Source organism: Ruegeria sp. BE9 (assembly GCF_056538765.1).
On the sequence record NZ_JBQFTS010000001.1, the window covers coordinates 954915 to 974916 of the forward strand.

The window sequence follows — 20002 nt, forward strand, 5'->3', positions numbered from 1 at the left end:
ACCGCATTCGTAAAGTTCTGTCAACAAAACTGGTCATCACAGGAGCCAACTTTGCCTCACGCTGATCCAGCCTTTAGTCGCGCCGAGTACAACCGCAGACTGGTCAAGACCCGTAAGGCTATGGCCTCTGCAGGTTTGGACGCATTGTTCATAGAAGATCCGTCAAACATTGCCTGGTTAACCGGGTACGAGGGATGGTCCTTTTATGTTCACCAAGGTGTCTTGATCCAACATGACAGCGATCCGGTCTGGTGGGGGCGAAATCAGGATGCAAATGGCGCGCTGCGAACAGTGTGGATGTCGGACGATCTAATATTCGGCTACGCCGACGAGTACGTTCAGTCCACCGTGCGCCACCCCATGCAAAACCTTGCTGCTTTGATGCGGGAAAACGGCCTTGCTGCAGGTCGTATTGGCGTTGAAATGGACAACTACTACTACTCGGCCAAAGCGCACCTTACGTTGTTGGCAGAGCTACCTGACGCTGACCTGATCGACGCAACTGCCTTGGTCAATTGGCAGCGTGCTGTGAAATCCGACGAAGAAATCGCTTTGATGCGCAAGGCTGCACGCATTTCCGAGCGTGTCATTGATGGCGTTCTGGAACGAGTTGAGCCGGGGTTACGTAAGAACGAATTGGTCGCGCAAATTTACCACGACGCGATCACCGGCGTTGGAGAGGATTGGGGCGACTATGCCGCGATTGTACCCTTGTTGCCCTCTGGCGCGGATGCCGCAGCCCCACATCTGACGTGGGACGGTGCGCCCTTCAAATCTGGTGAATGCACCTTTTTTGAGCTGTCAGGCTGCTATCGCCGCTATCACGCCCCCTTTTGCAGATCTGTGTTTCTAGGCCAACCACCCGATCACCTGCTACAGGCCGAAGCAGCTTTGGTTGAGGGTCTTGAGGCCGGGCTTGAAGCGGCGCGAGCAGGCAATCAGGCACGAGACATTGCGCTTGCCCTAGCGGCCCCTTTGGAACGCGCTGGAATCGAGCGCGGGGCGCGGTGTGGTTATCCGATTGGCCTGAGCTACCCACCAGATTGGGGTGAGCGGACAATATCGCTGCGCCCCGAAGATGAGACCGTTTTGGAAGCCGGTATGACCTTTCACTTCATGCCCGGCCTCTGGATGGACGACTGGGGATTGGAAATCACCGAGTCGATCCTTATCACCGAAACCGGACCCGCCGAGTGTTTTTGCAATCGGCCAAGAAAGCTCTTTACAAAACCATGACTCTCGAACGCTCAATAGAAATTCTCGGCGAACTGATAGCCTTTGAAACCGTGTCTGCGGATTCAAACTTGAACATGATCGCATACCTGACCGAACGGCTTGAAGCACTGGGTGCCCGGTGCATTGAAACCCGTGACGAAACCGGGGCAAAAGCAAACGTGTTTGGCACTCTGGGACCGGACATGCCAGGCGGAATCTTGTTATCCGGGCACACAGATGTGGTACCGGTAGCGGATCAGGACTGGACGTCCGATCCGTTTCAAATGACCGAACGCGATGGAAAGCTATTTGGCCGTGGCACCTGCGATATGAAGGGGTTCATCGCGGCATCACTTGCTTTTGCCGAAACGCTGGATGTCGGCAAACTGTCCCAACCGCTGCATTTCGCATTCACCTATGACGAGGAAACAGGCTGTCTTGGCGCTCAGAACCTTGTGAGTGATCTGGCGGAACGTGGCATCGTTCCTGATATTGCCATTATCGGTGAACCAACTGAGATGCGCGTTATCGAAGGGCACAAAGGCTGCTTTGAATACACAACCCGCTTCGTCGGGCTTGAGGGGCATAGCTCGGCCCCGGATGATGGTGTTAATGCTGCCGAGTATGCAGCGCGTTACATAGGTAAACTGCTCGAGCTTCAAGCGGATCTAAAAACCCGAGCGCCCAAAGGCAGCGCGTTTGAGCCACCGTGGAGCACAATCAACGTCGGTATGATCAGCGGCGGCGTTGCTCACAACGTCATAGCCAGCAAGGCCGAAGTTGGTTGGGAAATGCGACCTGTGCAGGCAAGCGATGCGGATTTGGTTAAGAAGACCATGTCAGATTACGTTGAATATTCGCTCCTGCCCGCCATGCAAGCCGTCTACAGTGATGCAAGCATAACTCGGGATATTACCGCCGAAGTGGCAGGGTTGGAACCTATGGAAGAAAACGCTGCCCGCGAGCTAGTTGCCGAATTGACCGGCGCAAATGGCACCGGAGTTGTGTCATTTGCCACCGAAGCAGGCCTGTTCCAACAGCTAGGCGTCCACGCAATCGTATGCGGTCCGGGGTCGATTTCCCAAGCGCACAAGGCGGACGAGTTCCTTGAGATTGAGCAGTTGGATCTGTGCTGCCGGATGCTAACCAGGCTTGGTCAACGCCTGACGGCTTAACCGACGCCATGGGTCCGATCATAAGCGGATCGCGCGGGCTGTACATGGGCCGCGCGTTCGGCTTCACCGGGGTCATAGACTTCCATCACTAGCGGATAGCACGCCGCGGCGTCTGACGAATGCTCGGAAGAACAATCTCCACCCGGACACGCTGATAGGCCTACGATCAGGTCGATTTCGGCATAGAACTCTAGGTAGTCACCGGGCCTCACCGGACTGGCTTTCATAAAGTACTGGCCCGTGTCACGGGTAAAGCCGGTGCACATAAAGACATTCAGAACGTCATGTACGAGCGTTTCAGCCTCTTGCAACGGCAGGTCACCATGACTGGCCAGGGCACGCGTCAGGTTAGAGTGACAGCAATAATGGTAGTCATCGCCGGACAACAGACGTCCAGTATAAGGGTCGCAGCGTGTTCCGATCACGTCATGCACTGAGCCACCAAAAGAATCGAAACCGTACCAATCCAAGGTATCGGCCACGATAGTAGCCATCGGGCGCATGTTCGGAAAGCTGGACCACATCCGGTCGCCGGTTGATAGATGAGTTCCATGGAGTGCGCGAGTTTTACCCGAATAGAACCGTTCGGTCAGGTCATGCTTGTTCCACATGTTAAGGTCACCGACCTGCGGCCCATCTACCGATACAACCCGCACGAAAGCTCCAGCAGGAACATCGATGCAGGCGGCATCACGAGGGGCCGCAGTGACTTCGGCCGTTTTGCTGGCCACCTGACGCAACTTGTGCAGAGCGGCCAAGTCCGGTTGCTCCAAAGTCTCCGGCGGGTAGCAAATGACCGGATGAATGGTTTTTCGATCCTCGGCATCCGAAGGTGCCACAAAATTCGGTTTCTCCAGTTTCATCTGAGCCCCCCTGCTTTTGGACAGGCTTAGCGCATAACGAACGGGTTCGCCATCGGCTCTTGGGATGTGCTGATCCAGGTTGTTTTGGTTCGGGTGTAATCGAGCATCGCCTCTACTCCAGCCTCACGCCCGTAGCCCGATTGATTGAACCCGCCAAACGGAGCAATGGGTGAGATGGCACGGTAGGTATTGACCCAGCAAATCCCTGCTCTGATCCGTTTCGATACCCGATGCGCTCGCGCTAAGTTTTGCGTAAAGACCCCTGAACCCAAACCGTAGGGTGTACTATTCGCCAATGCGATCGCCTCTTCTTCAGTGTCGAATGGCAGCAATGACATTACCGGCCCGAACATTTCGACCTGCAGCGTTTCGGTCTCGGGTGAGACACACTGCACCAGCGTGGGCATTATATAGTTGCCCGGACGATCCGCAACTGAGCCGCCGAAACGGATAACCGCTCCCTGCCCCTGCGCTTTGGCCAGCGTGGCTTCGATCTTGCGCACCTGAGCAGCCGTACATAGCGGACCAACATGAGTATCGGATTGCAAAGGATCTCCCAACCGAATGGCGCTGGCCTTTTGTTCGATCAACTCAATCAGCGGCTCTAAAATGGATCGGTGCACTAAACCGCGTGTTCCAGCCACACAACTTTGGCCCGAAGCACCAAAATTCCCCGCAATAAGCCCGTTCGCAGCCCCGTCCAGATCGGCATCATCGAAGACGAGTATGGGGGATTTGCCACCCAGCTCCAATGAAGTGACAGCAAAGTTCTCGGCCGAGTTGCGCACGACATGCCGTGCTGTTTCCGGCCCGCCCGTAAAGGCAATTCGGTCGACATCCGGATGTCGGGTCAAGGGGATAGCACAGTTTTCAGCGTCGCCGGTAATGATCGAGACGACACCCGGTGGGAACCCAGCCTGTTCGATCAGCCGGGCAAATTCCAGCATTGGTGCTGGCGCAATTTCCGAGGCCTTTAGAACGACGGAACATCCTGCTGCCAATGCCGGACCAAGTTTGGTTGCCGTTAGGAACATCTGCGCATTCCAAGGAACGATTGCAGCAACAACACCGATAGGCTCACGGGTGGTGAACACATGCATGTCGGGTTTGTCGATAGGCAGAACCGTACCTTCGACTTTATCCGCCAACCCAGCAAAATAACGGTAGTAGTCCGCCACATACCCAGTCTGCGCTGACGTTTCAGCCAACAGTTTGCCGCTGTCTGTTGTCTCCAACTCACCCAGTCGAGAGGCGTTTTCCGCCACTAGATCAGCCAGTCGGTATAAAAGCTTTCCCCGCTCTGTTTGCGTCATGTCACGCCAAACCGGGTCGTCCAAAACGCGTTTAGCCGCCGCGACGGCGCGTTCTACATCCGAAGACGAGGCGCAAGCAAAAGTGGCCCATCCCTGACCTGTCCCCGGATTCTCTGAGGTCATGACCTGAGCGTCTGAACCTTCTGTCCATTCACCGTCAATGAACAACTGAAAATGTTGAAGATTTCCCATGATGGTCCTCACTGAAAAGCTGGCATGACGTCATCGATGAACCGCGCCAAAGACGCACGTTTTCTTTCATTGGTCATCCCGCTGTCGACCCAGAACGAAAACTCATCATACCCCAGATCTTCATAACGTTTGATCTGGTCAATTACCTGCTGCGCGGTGCCGACGGTTAGATCGCGGCCCAATTTCTCGGTCGTGTACATCGGGTTCGCATCCATCTCTTCCTGCGAGATCGGTTCGATCAGGCCCTGCTGAACAGGGCGTTTGTTTAGGAACCACGCACCGAAGTAATTATAGTAGCGTCTCAAATCCTCGACACCCTGTGCTACATCAGCTTCGTCTTTGCCCACATAGGTATGATGCAACAACATTATTTTCGGACGCGGCCCAGCATAGCTTTCGCAGGCTTCGTTGAAGCGGCTCATCAATGTCTCGATTTCTTCCATTCCCTGCCACAGCGGCGTGACCTGAATGTTGAATCCGTTGTGAACGCCAAATTCATGACTATTGGGATCACGCGCCGCGATCCAAATAGGCGGACCTCCGTCTTGCAACGGTTTCGGAGCTGAGGTCGTAGCCGGGAAGGAATAGAATTCGCCCTCATGAGCGCAATCGCCCTGCCAGATCTTTGGCAACAACGGCGTGGACTCACGCATTTTTTGACCGGCTTCCCAAGCGTCCATTCCCGGTGCAAGACGCTCGTATTCAAACGAATAGGCCCCACGCGCAACTCCCAGTTCGATGCGACCCTTGGTGATCTGATCGGCCGAGGCGGCCTCTCCGGCCAATTTGATCGGATGCCAGAATGGCGCAATCACAGTGCCGGTTCCCAAACGGACATTCTTTGTGTGGTGCGCAAGATCGACCAATGGCAGGAATGGGTTTGGAGCAATAGTGAACTCCATCCCATGATGCTCACCGGTCCAAACGGCCCGCATTCCACCTTCGTCTGCCATTTTCGCCAATCCAACGAATTCGTCGTACAAAACATCGTGGGGTTGGTCGGGCGTCAGACGCTCCATGTGCGCAAACAGCGAAAACTCCATCAAACGGCTCCTTCAACGAAAACTATGGATCTCACCCTGCTCAGCGTCGCCCAAATAAAGAGCGAAGTCGCCCGTGCGGGCTTCGCGCGCGAAGCGGGTCATCATGCGGTGAATGCCTTGGTTGGCATAGGTTAGGTTCGGCAGGTCATCTACTGGAACCCAAATGGTATTCTCTGGTGGGTCCATGGGGTCGGCCGACGCAAGGAAGAACGTGTAATGCAGCCGAGTGCCGACATCGTTGAACGAGGAATAGACCTGCTCTATCCGCGCGGTGATTCCACGTTCGGACAACCCCTCGGTCAGTCGGTTTAGCTGGCCACCTCTCTCGGCCCCTGAGATTTGCACCGGAGCAAAAACGTCTTTGTCTCTTTGCAGCAAAACACTGCCGTTGGACTCGACAATAGCGCCGCAGATCGTTGGGACTTTGGCATCTATTTCGCGTTCAAGCCCTAGACTGAAATACGAACCACCAACGTATCCCAAGCCGTCACCTGAGGCATGGTGAAAGTCCAAGACCTTACCAATCAGAACAGTATGATCGCCGGCCGGGATGGTCTGGAAAGTCTCACAGCAGAACTGCGCCAACGCGCCGTCAATCAACGGTAGGTCTTTAACACCGTTTTGATGAGGCACTTTGGCAAAACGATCGCCTTTGAACCCCGCGAAGGTGTTCGATACCTCTTGCTGTCCTTCAGCCAGAATATTCACAGCGAAGTGTTTACACCCTGTAAACACCTCATAGCTGGAGAGAAACTTGCCTGGGCAAACCAACAACAACGGAGGCTCCAGAGACACCGAAGAAAACGAGTTAGCCGTAAACCCGACCGGAGCCCCATTCGCATCACGTGTCGTAACTACGGTTACACCCGTCATGAAGCTACCGAACGCATCACGCAACGCTCGGGGGTCCAAGGCAGTCATGGCAAGCACTCCTGAATGAAACTCAGCAAGATGGAATTGACTTCATCGGCGTGGGTCATAGGCATCATGTGCGCTGCATTAGGTAGGACTTCGGCCCGACCCTTTCGTGCCAACTTCGCCATTTCCTCCGACATTTGAGGGGTGGAATTCGGCTCATCTGCTCCGGTCAAAAATAACGCGGGACATGCGATTTCGCTTAGTTGGGCCTGTGTCGGACCATCGCTTTCTGCAAAGACCGTATAGGCCGCCTTGTAGGCCCGGGGATCGACCTCGCGCAGCCACTCATCACAAGCCGCACGCTCGGCCGAAACCCCATCTCCAAACCAGCGGCTCAAAGTGACTGTTGGGTCGTTCATACGTTGAGCATCCAAGGCACGTGCCCGCGCAACTACAGCGTCTCGTGCGGCTGGAGCACGCCGGAAGATCGCGTTCAAGGCGGCTATACCTTTGACATGCTCATTGCCCGATGCCGCTATATGAGCGGCCATCAGCGCCCCCATCGAATGGCCAACGAGAACTGCTGGTTCCTCTACAGCCCTAGCCACCGCAGACGCATAGCTTTCCAACCCATCAGGTTCGTAGAACGCTGTCTCACCGTGCCCAATCATATCAGGGCAAACGACCCGGTAACCGGCGGCAACCAAGGGGGCTATCTGTCCGCCCCAGGCCTCGGCGCGAAGGCCGACACCGTGCAGCAACACAACCAATGGTCCTTGGCCACGATCAATCGCGGCCAGAGAACCAAATTCAGACCGAGGCTGGGTTGTCCACGTCATGACCCAGGTCCTTCAAATCTTGATACCGGTCTCCGATGCGGTGATGCGGCCGACCCGACGTTGCCCCGCCCAGAACAACGACGATTTCATCCGCACGCGGCGCATCAGGGATCGCGAACTGTAGCGTCAGGTAGTGCGACCGCCGTCCCGCATCGTTCTTATCCATCAAGGGCACCATAATAGGCGCGTTCGCCGGGCCCCGAGTATTGGTGAATGACAGGTAGGATTTCGCATCAACGGCCTGACGGAAGATGTTTCCGAAATGCAGGGTGTGGATTAGTCCTGAGGCATGTTCGACCTCTCCGTCCAAACCCACTACTGCAGCTTTGCCATAGGCTTCGATTGCCTCTCCACTACCGGCCAGAGCAATCATACGGCTGGTCAACACCTCTCCGAGGATCGGACCATAGGCTAAAATTTCGGGCTGTAAATTTTCGACATAACGCCCAGCCCACGGATTTTTGACCACTGCTGCCACCGCGAACATCCGCCAAGGGCGTTCTGCTTTACGGAAACCTTCAACCAGGACTTCTTCGTCAAAGGTTACGATTTTTCGGATTTCAGGCTCCACGACGCGCTCCCAATTCTGTTGCCCTCATATCTCTGGAGTAGGAGCGCTTTGACAAACGAAAGAACTTCGGTCTTAGGTATTAATAACAGTAATATGTGAGTTACCGATGACAAAATCCATGCCTCCACTCACGTGGTTCAGGTCGTTTGAAGCAGCAGCTCGGCGGCTTAGCTCTACGGCGGCAGCGGACGAAATCGGGCTGACACAATCGGCCGTCAGCCAGCAGATCAAGTCTTTGGAAACACGCTTAGGTGTGATGCTTTTTCATCGTCACGCGCGCGGTTTGTCCCTGACCGACGAAGGGAGAAAGCTTCTTCCTCAGGTCGAAGCAGCGCTTGAAATGTTGCAAACCGCCGCGTCACCTTACCTGGCCGAAGATAACGCACGCCACATTACCGTCGCTGCGTCGGTCAGCGTTCTAGAGTGGGTTATTGCACCTGCCCTACCGCGATTTCAGTCTGAACACCCGAATACATCTGTACGCTTTGTCAGCACCATTTGGCCGGACGAATACGCGGCATCGCGCGCTGATGTGGAGATTCGATTTGGATCAGAGAAACAAGTTGGAAAGAACGCCATCCCGCTCCAGCCCAACAGGCTGCTCGCCGTAAAGTCACCCTTGTCTGAAGGAGTGATGCAAGAGCTTCCGCTAATCGAATCCGTGGGCACGTCGGACAACTGGGCTTCCTGGGCCGAAGATACCGGTCATCCCGTACATGCGCCTACATACTATGTAGATTCTTATGGTCTGGCGCTAAAGCTAGCAACGACCGGCAGCGGCGTTGCATTGGTGAATGCCCTGATTGCGAAACACGCCCTTCACACCGGGCAGGTTCATCTTGCCGCTGAAACGTCGGCACCAGCGAGTGAAGGGTATTTTCTTGCAGTCCAGCGAAACTCGACCGAAGTTGAGGCGTTCGTGGATTGGTTCTCGCGAACGCTTTCCAGTTAGCGGCTGATTTAGACAAGTCGATGTCGCATCTGAGGATATCCAAACACCTCAGAATAGTGAATTCTGTCAAAAAAGGTCCGATTCATGCGATATTCCGGCTTTCGAGTCATCAAAGAGGCGCTAACCGGCCACAAGGGGTGGAAACCGGTTTGGCGCGAACCAGAACCCAAACCGCACTACGACATCGTCGTTATCGGCGGTGGTGGTCACGGTTTGGCTACGGCGCACTACCTTTCCAAAGTTTATGGTCAGCGCAACGTGGCCGTAGTCGAAAAAGGCTGGATCGGTGGCGGCAACGTGGGTCGAAACACGACCATTGTCCGGTCAAACTACATGCTGGACGGGAACGAACCGTTCTATGAATTCTCGATGAAGTTGTGGGAAGGTCTCGAGCAGGATCTGAATTACAACGCAATGATGAGCCAGCGCGGAATCATCAACCTGTTTCATACCGATGGCCAGCGCGATGCCTACATTCGACGCGGCAACGCAATGATCTTGAATGGCGCGGACGCCGAATTGCTGGATGCGGAACAAGTCCGCAAGGAACACCCATACCTGAATTTCGACGACGCTCGTTTTCCGATCAAGGGCGGCCTGGTTCAACGCCGCGCAGGTACAGCACGTCACGACGCGGTGGCCTGGGGATTTGCACGTTCCGCCGATATGCACGGCGTCGACATAATCCAGAATTGCGAAGTCACTGGTCTAAGGATTGAGAACGGCAAATGCTTGGGCGTTGAAACCACCAAGGGGTTCATCGGCGCCAACAAGGTGGGCTGCGCAGTCGCAGGAAGTTCCAGCCGTGTCATGGGAATGGCTGGCATGCGGCTGCCGATCGAAAGCCACGTACTGCAGGCGTTTGTCTCAGAAGGTCTGAAACCCGTCCTACCCAGCGTTATAACCTTTGGCGCTGGCCATTTTTACGTCAGCCAGTCCGATAAGGGCGGTTTGGTGTTTGGCGGGGATATCGATGGTTACAATACCTACGCTCAACGCGGCAACCTGCCAGTCGTCGAAGATGTCTGCGAAGGAGGCATGGCCCTGATGCCGATGATCGGACGTGCGCGCCTGCTGCGGATGTGGGGCGGCGTGATGGACATGTCGATGGACGGCTCACCCATCATCGACCGCACGCCGGTCGAAGGGCTCTATTTCAATGGCGGCTGGTGTTACGGCGGGTTCAAGGCGACCCCAGCTTCGGGCCATTGCTTTGCCCATCTGCTGGCCAAGGATGAACCACACCCGGTTGCCACCGCCTATCGCCTAGGCCGGTTCGGAACCGGTCGGATGATCGACGAAAAAGGCGTGGGCAACCAGCCTAATCTGCACTGAGGGGACCTCCATGATTATCAACCATCCCCTGTTAGGCCCACGCGACGCCTCGGAATTCACCTACCTAGGCGACGCGTCCCTAATCGACCGCCCTGACTGGAAATCTGAAAACGCGGCCGAGGCGTTCTATGAATACGGTTACTTACGCGGCAACCCGGCCGGAGAGCATCGGGAGCTGTGGTATCACGAGGCCGGAGACCGATCCTGGCTGGTCGTGACACGCAATACTCTGACGCATGAGATTTCAAAGGTGGAACTGGCCCGCGACGTGGCCCGCGCAAGAGGGCGATCCAAATGACCCAGACCAACAGGCTTGATGGCGGTCAGATCGACCGAAACACCTCTTTGTCCTTCCGGTTCGACGGACGCAGCTATACGGCGCACCCGGGGGACACCTTGGCCTCAGCCCTGCTGGCCAATGACGTGCGGCTGATCGGGCGATCTTTCAAATACCACCGACCACGCGGGCTGCTGACAGCTGGATCGGAAGAGCCCAATGGCATGGTCGAATTGCGTACTGGCGCCCGGAAAGAGCCCAACACCCGCGCCACGACGATTGAGATGTTTGACGGGCTCGAGGCGAAATCGCAGAACCGCTGGCCCAGCCTAAAATTCGACGCTTTGGCCGTAAATGACATGTTCTCAAACTTCTTGTCGGCGGGTTTCTACTACAAGACTTTCATGTGGCCTGCCGCGCTTTGGGAAAAGCTATACGAGCCAATGATCCGCCGCGCCGCTGGTCTGGGTTCGCTGTCGCAAGAGGCAGATCCAGATGAATATGACAAAGGGTTCCGTCACTGTGACCTGCTGATCATCGGCGCAGGACCAGCAGGATTGATGGCTGCACTGACCGCCGGTCGTTCCGGGGCGGATGTCATTTTGGCAGATGAGGACTTTACGCTTGGAGGACGCCTGAATAGCGAAACCTTTGCGTTGGGCGATCAAGGCGCAGCTGACTGGGCAGCACAGACCGTGGCGGAGCTTTCGTCTTTACCCAATGTTCGTCTGATGCCGCGCACCACTGTGATTGGTGCATTCGATCACGGTATTTACGGAGCCGTAGAGCGGACCGGAGATCACCTAGCTACCCTGCCCTCAGGAAAACCCCGACAAATCCTTTGGCGCATCTACACTCAAAAAGCACTGCTTTGCGCAGGAGCCACAGAACGTCCAATCGCATTTGAAAACAACGACCGTCCTGGAGTCATGATGGCCAGCGCATTACGGACTTATGCTAACCGGTTCGCGGTCACTGCATCACACCGTGTGGCGGTTTTCACCAACAATGACGATGGCCATCGCACTGCTGAAGACCTTCACGCAAAGGGCGTCAAGATTGCCGCGGTCGTTGATGTGCGTGAAGACGCGCCAATCAGCTATAACTATCAGGTTTTGCGCGGCGCACACGTAAAGGACACCAAGGGTAGGCTAGGCCTGACCTTTGTTGATGTAGCAATGCCCGATGGTTCCACGCGCACATTGGATTGCGGTGCGCTGGGCGTGTCCGGCGGTTGGAACCCGAATGTACACCTGACTTGCCATCAACGCGGTCGACCGATCTGGGATGAGGATTTGGCCACCTTTGTGCCCGGCAGAGAGCTACCAGTGGGCATGTTCGTAGCAGGAGCTGCAAATGGTGTTTTGTCCACTCACGGCGCTCTGCTAACCGGCGCTGAAAGCGCGGCCAAAGCGCTGGAGCTTACAAGCCCCCTACCCGATTTTCCCGAGACCGAGGACGCGCCCGTTGCGCAAACGCCATTCTGGTATGTGGAGGGTTGCAAGCGCGCTTGGGTAGACCAGCAAAACGACGTCACAGTTAAGGACGTAAAGCTTAGCTATCAGGAAGGTTTCCGCTCGGTCGAGCATCTGAAGCGCTACACCACTTTGGGCATGGCGACGGATCAGGGTAAAACTTCAAACATCACTGGCCTGGCAATCATGGCCGAGGTCGCAGGGAAGTCGATACCCGAGGTCGGCACAACTATTTTCCGTCCCCCATACACTCCTGTTCCAATCGCTACATTTGCCGGCCGAATTAAGGGAAAGGAATTCCATCCGACACGTCTGACGCCCTCGCACTATTGGGCCAAGGAACGTGGCGCGGTGTTTGTCGAGGTTGGCAACTGGCTTAGAGCACAATGGTTTCCCCTGCCCGGCGAGACGCATTGGCGACAATCTGTAGACCGTGAGGTACGCCAGACGCGCGCTTCAGTTGGGGTGTGCGATTGTACGACGCTTGGAAAAATCGACGTGCAAGGCGCTGACGCCGCCGAGTTTCTGAACCGGATCTACGCAAACGGTTTTGCCAAGTTAGCGGTTGGCAAGACCCGGTACGGCTTAATGCTGCGAGAAGACGGAATGGTAATGGATGACGGCACCGCGGCGCGAATGGCCGAGGATCACTTCGTTGTCACCACGACCACAGCAAACGCGGTCAGTGTATATCGCCACATGGAGTTCACGCGCCAGTGCCTATTCCCGGACATGGATGTACAGTTGGTTTCGACCACCGAAGCTTGGGCCCAATACGCAGTAGCCGGCCCCAATTCGCGTAAACTGTTGCAAAAGATCGTCGACCAAAACTTCGATATTTCAAACGAGGCTTTCCCTTTCATGGCCTGCGGAAACGTCACTGTCTGCGGCGGATTGCGGGCACGATTATTCCGGATCTCGTTCTCGGGCGAGCTCGCCTATGAAATTGCTGTCCCGTCTCGTTACGGCGATGCTCTTATGCGGCGTCTGATGACTGAGGGTGAAGAGTTCGATTTGGTTCCCTATGGAACTGAAGCATTGGGCGTGATGCGCGTCGAAAAGGGGCATGCAGCAGGAAACGAGTTGAATGGCACAACCACTGCGCTGAACCTTGGCTTGGGCAAGATGGTCTCAAAGAAGAAGGACGGCATCGGCTCGGTTCTTTCCGAGCGCGAAGCCCTTGTTGAACCGGATGGCCTGCGGCTTGTGGGAATAAAACCGTTGGAAGCAGAAGAGAAAATCACTGCGGGTGGACATCTTATGAATGCCGATGGCCCTGTCGATGCGGCCAATGACCAAGGCTACGTAACATCCTCGGTTTATTCGCCTATCCTAAATAGCAACATTGGTTTGGGTTTGGTTAAGAACGGTTTGGAAAGGCTGGGCGAAAGAATGCGGCTGGTCTCACCTTTGACCGATCTGACCGTCGAGGTCGAACTCGTATCACCCCACTTTGTCGATCCTGAAGGAGAACGTCTGCGTGCATGATCTTGTTGCGAAAACCGCATTGGGCGGTTCCGAGCCGCGTGTCGACAATGTCGGTAGCGTTACGTGCACAGAAGTACCCGACGTCGCCTTGGCCTCAGTCGCCGCGCGTATGGGAAAGGAAGCACAAGCTGAAAAAGCTCTGGCTCAACTGGTTGGCGCCCCAACACCCGGTGTTGGCCGCTGGGCTGGCAAGTCAGTAACCATATTTTGGACGGGACCGGAACAGTGGATGGTCGAGGCACCGCTTGATACGCACGAGAACTTGGCTGAGCAGGTTAAAGCATTGGTGGGTGATACAGCTTCGGTTGCCGAGCAGACCGACGCATGGGTGCGCTTTGATCTGAGCGGTGACGATATTCATGCGGTATTGGAACTCATGTGCCAACTGGACCTGCGCAAGTTTACTGAGGGAAGTGCCGCACGCTGCGCGATCCACCATATAGGCTGCTTTGTACTTTGCCGGACAGCGCTAATGGTCAGCATATACTGCCCTCGATCCTCTGCTGGGTCGCTGCACCATGCTATCACCACTGCAATGCGGGCAGCGCTTTAGAATGCAACAACCAAACGAAGCGGGCCTTTGATACTATCAGTGAGTTTGAGCACGACCAGCCGTTCAACTAGTCTTTAGGCCAAACCCTTTGGACATACGTTCACGGCGGCGTTCGATCGACTTTTCAAAGGCCCAGTTGCTGAACAACGAAAGCGGGAACATTACCCGTTCACCCAACCCGTCGATTACAACAAGCTTACCGCCGCGCTCTTGCGCACGAACAATGTTTTCGAACCCCATATCCCCGACAATAATCTGACCGCGTTTCAAGTCGTCGAGCAGTTCCATCAGCTCATCGTGCAGCTTCTGACGGCCTTCACGATCCTTTTTGTGGAGCGCCACACGTTCTGCATGCAAAGTCGGCGCTAGGTCGCCATCTACGCCTGTCAGTTTTTCAACGACCATGGCCGGACCTTCTGTGGTTGTTGAATAACCCATGAATCTCGCCAACCTATCAATTTCCGGACAGCCGCGATGTAACGCAGCAAGATATTCGTTAGCCTCCCGATTCCACTGTCTCAGGTTGCCATAGCGCCACTCGGAGTAACGGGGGATAATGTGGCTGCGCGTTTCGGCATCCACCCGAACTTTCAACAATGCCCCCTCCTGCTCGGGGTGCTGGAAAATCTTGTAGTTGCGGCTTTCGCGCAGTGCTCTGATACCACTCAGGTCAATCATATAGCAGGGTCCAGTTCATAGAATACGCGCGTCAAGGTGAGCGCCGTGTATAAAAATGAGTGACCGTCTTAAAACGTTCTCGCAACCGTTACAATTGATCATCTGCCTGAATGTAACAGAGAAGTTACGCTCTCAACCAAGCTTTCAAAACACAGCGAAGCCGGTTGGGTGAAAACCGGTCCAATGAAAGAGCGGGACCGCAAGGCACTTCCCGTTCAAAACTCCGAATGTCGACACGCAAACTAAGTACCAACTAACGGGAGCAAACGTACCTGCATCCGTCTAACGACTTACTGCACAAATCGAAATGAAAACCGGATATCGAGGGTAAGTGGCGGAGAGACAGGGATTCGAACCCTGGAGACGGTTTCCCGCCTACACACTTTCCAGGCGTGCGCCTTCGACCACTCGGCCACCTCTCCGTGGGCGCGATATTTGGACCATCGCCGGGGGATTTGCAAGAGGCGAAAACAGTGAAATTTCAACCAACCGCACTTGCGTCTCAGATGTCACTAAATCTCGTCCCCATCCGCGTCGGACATGTCACCTTCAGTCATCTCTACAGGTGAACTAGCGGACGGCGATGAGGGTTCTTTTTTGGCAGGCGCCTCGCTCTGATTTGGCTTTGGCGGCACAGCCTGAAGTGTTTCGGGGTTTCGCAGCCAGACATCGCGTTGAGCGAATGGAATTTCGATACCTTCTTCGACAAAGCGGCGATTGATCTCATGGTTCATGTCGGATTTTACAGACAGTACCCAGTTCACATCCCGCAAGATTGCTCGAATTTCAAAGTCCAGAGAATCTGCCCCAAAACCCTGGAACACAACGCTGGGAGCTGGATTCGCAAGGACCATAGGGTGAGCATTCGCGATCTCGCCTAGAATTTTCTCGACTAGACGGGTGTCCGTCCCATACGCCACCCCTACAGGCACAATCACACGACCAACCGTATTGCCGCGCGTGTAGTTTGTGACGACTCCACTAATCAGGTCAGAGTTCGGGACGATGACATCCGTACGGTCAAAGGTTTCAATCCGTGTTGACCGAACAGATATGTCACGGACATACCCCATCATCCCATTCACATCGATCCAGTCCCCTTTAGAGATGGGGCGCTCGACCAGCAAAATGATGCCGGAGACGAAATTCGAAACGATGGTCTGCAAGCCAAAGCCGATACCAACCGACAGTGCGCCAGCGACAATAGCTAGAGACGACAAGTCGAAACCGGCGACCATGATCGCGACCAATGCGGCCAGGAAAATCCCGACATATCCCGAACCGGCCACGATAGCGTTTTGACCACCGGGATCGATACTTGTTTTCGGCAGCAGAGAATTCCGCAAACCGCTTTGCAACAGACGCGTTAACGTATAGCCGATGGCAAATATCGCCACAAAAGTCAGGAAATTACTGGGTGAAATCGTGACTCCCCCGATATCAAACCCAAGAAGCATCCGCGACCAGGCCTCGATAAGGTCTGTTTCCCGAGCGCCCCAGTAGATCGCCAGAACGGGCAACGCCAAGATCGCAAGCGCAAACCCGACCAAAACCGCAAATAGGGAGTCTCGGGCGGCATCGCCCTGCCCCGTAACCCAACCATAAACCTGACTGATAAATCGCTGAAAGATGACCAGAGCGGCAATCAGCACCAGAGTTTTGACGGCAGGAAAGACAATCGCCTCAGCGGCATTGGTGTAGCCGAAAATGGCAAGAACAGGAGTTGCCATACCCAAAAGGAACAGCGCGCGGCGCAGCAATTCGACCAATTGGCTGAAACCGGCAGAACGTGAATTGGCGTTTGTATCCGCCGTATCCTGCGGAACGTCGGCACTCCGAACCTGACGCACCCTAAGAAGCAGTAGTGCTGTTGCGATGATAACCGGAAAGCTCACGACAGCCCGGGTCGCATCCGACACGTTTTCGATCTGCTCGAACAAGATCGCCATTTCGTGCAGGATCAACATCACTGCGAGAAAGTCGATATAGACACGCAGTTCAGTAATTTTGGCCGCGGAAAGCTTTCTAAAGTTCTGCGCAGCCCCCATCAGATAGACTTGGCGCCCGATCCAATCATAGAAGAATATGATCGCTGCCCAGTAAGGAACGTTCTCAAGCAATAGCGCTCCGCGCACACCTAAGACACCTGTGAGGCTGATCGCCTGAACCCCAGCCCAGACACCAAGCCAGGGAAGCAAAATCCGCAACAAAGAGATGACAAAGGTCCAGACACCTGTACCCGAGCCGCCCAACATTCGAAGGTAATCGCCACCCTTTTCAGACCAGTAACGGCCGAACACCAGAAGGACTGCGGACGCAACCAGCAGCAAGAAAATGCCCAAACCACGGTCCCGGATTTGCTCGCGCACTACATCGGTTCGCAAGTTTTCCAGCGTTTCATTGAACAGGCTGGTCGCAGCTTCCTTGATGTCCTGCCAGGCCGGCCTCCAATAGATGGGGTTGATGGGCGATGGCCCTCTTTCCAGCAATTCTTTTGTCTGCCGATTCCGAATAATCTGATCGATCTCACTGATCAGACCGTTGGCCCGGCTAAAGGCTTCTTCAGATATGACCCGCGGGACACGCAGGCTGTTTAATTGCTCTTCCAGATGAGCTCGCAGCCTGGCAATATCCTCGGGCTCAGTAGCGTCACCTTCTGGTTTGGGGCCAAGCGCTTCAATTTGGCTGTCCAGAGTTTGAATACGCTCTGTGTTGGCCCCACGCGCTCGGTTAAAGTCATCACGATAACCGTTTATTTCTGCGCGCAAATTTTCCAGAGACGCATTGGACGCTCTGTTCGCTTCGATAACCGTTTCAGCACGGTCCGCCGTTTTCAACCAGCCTTGATAGTATTCGCTCTGACGGTCTGTAAGCTGGGCATTTGCAATGCTACCAAGCGCAATCAGGCAAAAAGAAACAAGAGCCAGAAACAGGCGGACCTGCCGCAGCATCATACGTCCTCGAACACGCCAGGGATACTGCGCGGGGCCTCAGTCATCCACTCAGGGACCGGCAGTTCCTTTTCGCGCAGGAATTCAGGGTTGAACAACTTGGACTGATAGCGTGTGCCATAGTCACACAGGATCGTCACAATAGTGTGCCCCGGCCCCAGATCCTTGGCCAAGCGTACCGCACCCGCCATGTTAATCGCGGTCGAGCCGCCCATGACGAGTCCCTCTTCGCGCAGCAGATTGAAGATATAAGGCAGCGCTTCGTTGTCGCTCATCTGATACGAAAAGTCCGGCTTGAAACCTTCTAGGTTCTTTGTGACCCGCACCTGACCGATACCTTCGGCGATCGAGCTACCCTCCATCGCTATCTCACCAGTGGTGTAATAGGAGTAAAGCCCTGCACCCATTGGATCGACCAGACCGATTTTGACGCCTTTCGGCTGCAGCGCATCGGCCACACCGGCCAACGTACCACCAGACCCTACCGCACAGACAAAGCCATCTACTTTGCCGTCTGTCTGTTCCCAGATTTCTGGACCAGTGGTTTCAATATGCGCCTGACGGTTCGCAACATTGTCGAACTGGTTTGCCCAAATCGCTCCGTTTGGTTCGGTCTGCGCCAACTCTTCGGCCAGGCGACGCGAATAATGCACGAAGTTGTTCGGGTTGCGATAAGGGGCAGCCGGAACCTGAACCAACTGGGCGCCAGCCAGACGCAGCATGTCTTTCTTTTCTTCGGACTGGGTTTCCGGGATTACGATAACCGTCTTGAACCCCATCGACGCACCAACCAGCGCAAGACCGATACCAGTGTTGCCCGCGGTACCTTCGACGATAGTTCCGCCTGGCTTCAGATCCCCCCGCGCGATCGCATCGCGAATGATGTAGAGCGCCGCGCGGTCTTTAACCGACTGGCCCGGATTCATGAACTCGGCCTTGCCGAGAATTTCGCACCCGGTCTCGTCACTGATGCGGTTCAACCGGATCAGAGGTGTTTTCCCGACTGCGTCGGCAAGGTCTCGTGCAATGCGCATGGCGCCCTCATTTCATTACGTATCAACGAAGATTTACAGATGCCGTGCGATAACCACAAGCAGCGATAGTCACCCGCGCAAACGGTCGCGGTTTCGAGCCAGCCAATGAGCCAGCGACAACAAAGGTAAATCTTTGAATTCGTTACCATCTACCTTTTCCATAAAGGTCTGGAACGGCAGGATTTGGGTACGAATATCTTCCCCTTCTGTCGACAATCCACCGTTATCGATTGTTCGGGTCAGATCAGCCACGCCTACATAAAGATACACGTACTCTGTCGAAGAACCGCTGGACGAGTATGCCTCGCCCGCGAATTCCAGATCATCCAACGAAATCTGCGCTTCTTCCAAAGCCTCACGATGCGCGGCTTGCTCGGGTGTTTCACCCGGATCGATCATTCCAGCGACAGGCTCCCACATCCACGGCTCGGGGTCGTCGATCAGGAACACAGGTGGTCGAAACTGTTCAACCAGAAGAACCGTATCCCGGACAGGATCGTAGGGTAAAACTACCACAGCACTGCCCTGCATCAGCCCGTTACGGTTCAGAACCTGCCCCATCGAACCGTCATGTTTTCGATGCTGCAGTTCGATCTCTTCCATTCCAAAGTAATCGACATAAGCTCGAGAGTGGCGATGAACCACAACGTCACTACGCACGTCCCGCGGATCACCAGTACGGCGTGAGCGCGCAGCCAGCTTAGCCCAGGCACGAGTCCGTATCGACGGAAAGCTACGGGCGATGACTTCGGCGCTTACTTTGCCGTAATACCCCATAACCTCTTGCGCCGCGGTAACCGTCAAGTCCCCCCAATCCTCAGCCCAGGCCTGCAGAGACCAAGGAATATCAGGAGTCCACAGATCGGGTTCTGGGAAAAACACGCTCGCCTCTGCTGTGGAGCCATCGAGCATTTCCACAGTGCGGGGGCTTAGGTCGTAGTCGAAACCACCCTCGTAATAGATGAGCCTTTTAAAGTCTTCGGGCTCAAGCATTTCGACCAATAGCCCTTCGGCTTTTCCGCCTTTTTCCGGCACGATCATCGGAAATGGCTGGTCTTTTACTCCGTAAACTACGTGATCGGGCAATACAGCCTGCGAAAAGGACAGCTTAGACAAAGGACGGCCAAGCACCTGCTCCAGCAGCGGCAGGTGCCGAAGCGTGCCATAAAAGAATAATTGGGACACGGAAG

At 55.1% G+C, this 20002-nt stretch carries 17 protein-coding genes and 1 tRNA gene; 7 read left to right on the forward strand and 11 right to left on the reverse strand.

Annotation, left to right across the window (positions count from 1 at the left end):
- Positions 1-51: 51 nt before the first annotated feature.
- Together ACR0EO_RS04670 and argE are read left to right on the forward strand one after the other, a co-directional pair.
- A complete protein-coding gene (locus ACR0EO_RS04670) occupies positions 52-1236 on the forward strand; it encodes a M24 family metallopeptidase (RefSeq protein ID WP_480687471.1) in 1185 nt (394 codons plus the stop codon).
- A complete protein-coding gene (argE, locus tag ACR0EO_RS04675) occupies positions 1233-2390 on the forward strand; it encodes an acetylornithine deacetylase (protein ID WP_480688234.1) in 1158 nt (385 codons plus the stop codon). The genes ACR0EO_RS04670 and argE overlap by 4 nt, the downstream gene beginning before the upstream one ends.
- Here the strand turns inward: argE and ACR0EO_RS04680 are convergent.
- The 6 genes from ACR0EO_RS04680 to ACR0EO_RS04705 are packed head-to-tail and all read right to left on the reverse strand — an operon-like array spanning position 2387 to position 8069.
- Positions 2387-3253 carry an urea carboxylase-associated family protein gene (locus ACR0EO_RS04680; RefSeq protein WP_480687473.1) on the reverse strand — a complete coding sequence of 289 codons (867 nt, stop codon included), beginning with the start codon at positions 3251-3253 and terminating at the stop codon, positions 2387-2389. The two genes, argE and ACR0EO_RS04680, sit on opposite strands and share 4 nt — an antisense overlap.
- A gap of 26 nt (positions 3254-3279) precedes the next feature.
- Positions 3280-4758: an aldehyde dehydrogenase gene (locus tag ACR0EO_RS04685; RefSeq protein WP_480687474.1), complete on the reverse strand. Its 1479-nt coding sequence runs from the start codon at positions 4756-4758 to the stop codon at positions 3280-3282.
- 8 nt (positions 4759-4766) lie between these two features.
- Complete coding sequence (locus ACR0EO_RS04690; RefSeq protein ID WP_480687476.1) at positions 4767-5801, reverse strand: LLM class flavin-dependent oxidoreductase; 1035 nt, start codon at positions 5799-5801, stop codon at positions 4767-4769.
- Positions 5802-5813: 12 nt separating this feature from the next.
- On the reverse strand, positions 5814-6722 hold the full coding sequence (locus ACR0EO_RS04695; protein ID WP_480687478.1) for a flavin reductase family protein: 909 nt from the start codon (positions 6720-6722) through the stop codon (positions 5814-5816).
- On the reverse strand, positions 6719-7498 hold the full coding sequence (locus ACR0EO_RS04700; RefSeq protein ID WP_480687480.1) for an alpha/beta fold hydrolase: 780 nt from the start codon (positions 7496-7498) through the stop codon (positions 6719-6721). The genes ACR0EO_RS04695 and ACR0EO_RS04700 overlap by 4 nt, the downstream gene beginning before the upstream one ends.
- Complete coding sequence (locus ACR0EO_RS04705) at positions 7470-8069, reverse strand: amino acid synthesis family protein (protein WP_480687482.1); 600 nt, start codon at positions 8067-8069, stop codon at positions 7470-7472. Before ACR0EO_RS04705 ends, ACR0EO_RS04700 begins: the two co-directional genes overlap by 29 nt.
- Before the next feature lie 106 nt (positions 8070-8175).
- On the opposite strand from ACR0EO_RS04705, the gene ACR0EO_RS04710 reads away from it, so the two are divergent.
- The 5 genes from ACR0EO_RS04710 to ACR0EO_RS04730 all read left to right on the forward strand — a co-directional run bounded on the left by ACR0EO_RS04710 (position 8176) and on the right by ACR0EO_RS04730 (position 14149).
- Positions 8176-9021, forward strand: a complete 846-nt coding sequence (locus tag ACR0EO_RS04710; RefSeq protein ID WP_480687484.1) for a LysR family transcriptional regulator — start codon at positions 8176-8178, stop codon at positions 9019-9021.
- 84 nt (positions 9022-9105) lie between these two features.
- Entirely contained in the window at positions 9106-10356 is a 1251-nt protein-coding gene (locus ACR0EO_RS04715; RefSeq protein ID WP_480687486.1) for a sarcosine oxidase subunit beta family protein, read from the forward strand.
- A gap of 10 nt (positions 10357-10366) precedes the next feature.
- Complete coding sequence (locus tag ACR0EO_RS04720; RefSeq protein ID WP_480687488.1) at positions 10367-10654, forward strand: sarcosine oxidase subunit delta; 288 nt, start codon at positions 10367-10369, stop codon at positions 10652-10654.
- A complete protein-coding gene (locus ACR0EO_RS04725; protein WP_480687490.1) occupies positions 10651-13596 on the forward strand; it encodes a sarcosine oxidase subunit alpha family protein in 2946 nt (981 codons plus the stop codon). The genes ACR0EO_RS04720 and ACR0EO_RS04725 overlap by 4 nt, the downstream gene beginning before the upstream one ends.
- Positions 13589-14149, forward strand: a complete 561-nt coding sequence (locus ACR0EO_RS04730; RefSeq protein WP_480687492.1) for a sarcosine oxidase subunit gamma — start codon at positions 13589-13591, stop codon at positions 14147-14149. The genes ACR0EO_RS04725 and ACR0EO_RS04730 overlap by 8 nt, the downstream gene beginning before the upstream one ends.
- A 63-nt stretch (positions 14150-14212) precedes the next feature.
- On the opposite strand, the gene ACR0EO_RS04735 is transcribed toward ACR0EO_RS04730, so the two are convergent.
- The 5 genes from ACR0EO_RS04735 to ACR0EO_RS04755 form a co-directional block, all read right to left on the reverse strand.
- Entirely contained in the window at positions 14213-14827 is a 615-nt protein-coding gene (locus ACR0EO_RS04735) for a YrbL family protein (protein WP_480687494.1), read from the reverse strand.
- A 332-nt stretch (positions 14828-15159) separates the two neighbouring features.
- Positions 15160-15249, reverse strand: a tRNA-Ser gene (locus ACR0EO_RS04740).
- 90 nt (positions 15250-15339) lie between these two features.
- Positions 15340-17778 carry a DUF3772 domain-containing protein gene (locus tag ACR0EO_RS04745; RefSeq protein ID WP_480687496.1) on the reverse strand — a complete coding sequence of 813 codons (2439 nt, stop codon included), beginning with the start codon at positions 17776-17778 and terminating at the stop codon, positions 15340-15342.
- Positions 17778-18812, reverse strand: a complete 1035-nt coding sequence (locus tag ACR0EO_RS04750; RefSeq protein WP_480687498.1) for a cysteine synthase A — start codon at positions 18810-18812, stop codon at positions 17778-17780. The genes ACR0EO_RS04745 and ACR0EO_RS04750 overlap by 1 nt, the downstream gene beginning before the upstream one ends.
- A gap of 69 nt (positions 18813-18881) precedes the next feature.
- On the reverse strand, positions 18882-19997 hold the full coding sequence (locus tag ACR0EO_RS04755; protein ID WP_480687500.1) for an NUDIX domain-containing protein: 1116 nt from the start codon (positions 19995-19997) through the stop codon (positions 18882-18884).
- Positions 19998-20002: the final 5 nt, after the last annotated feature.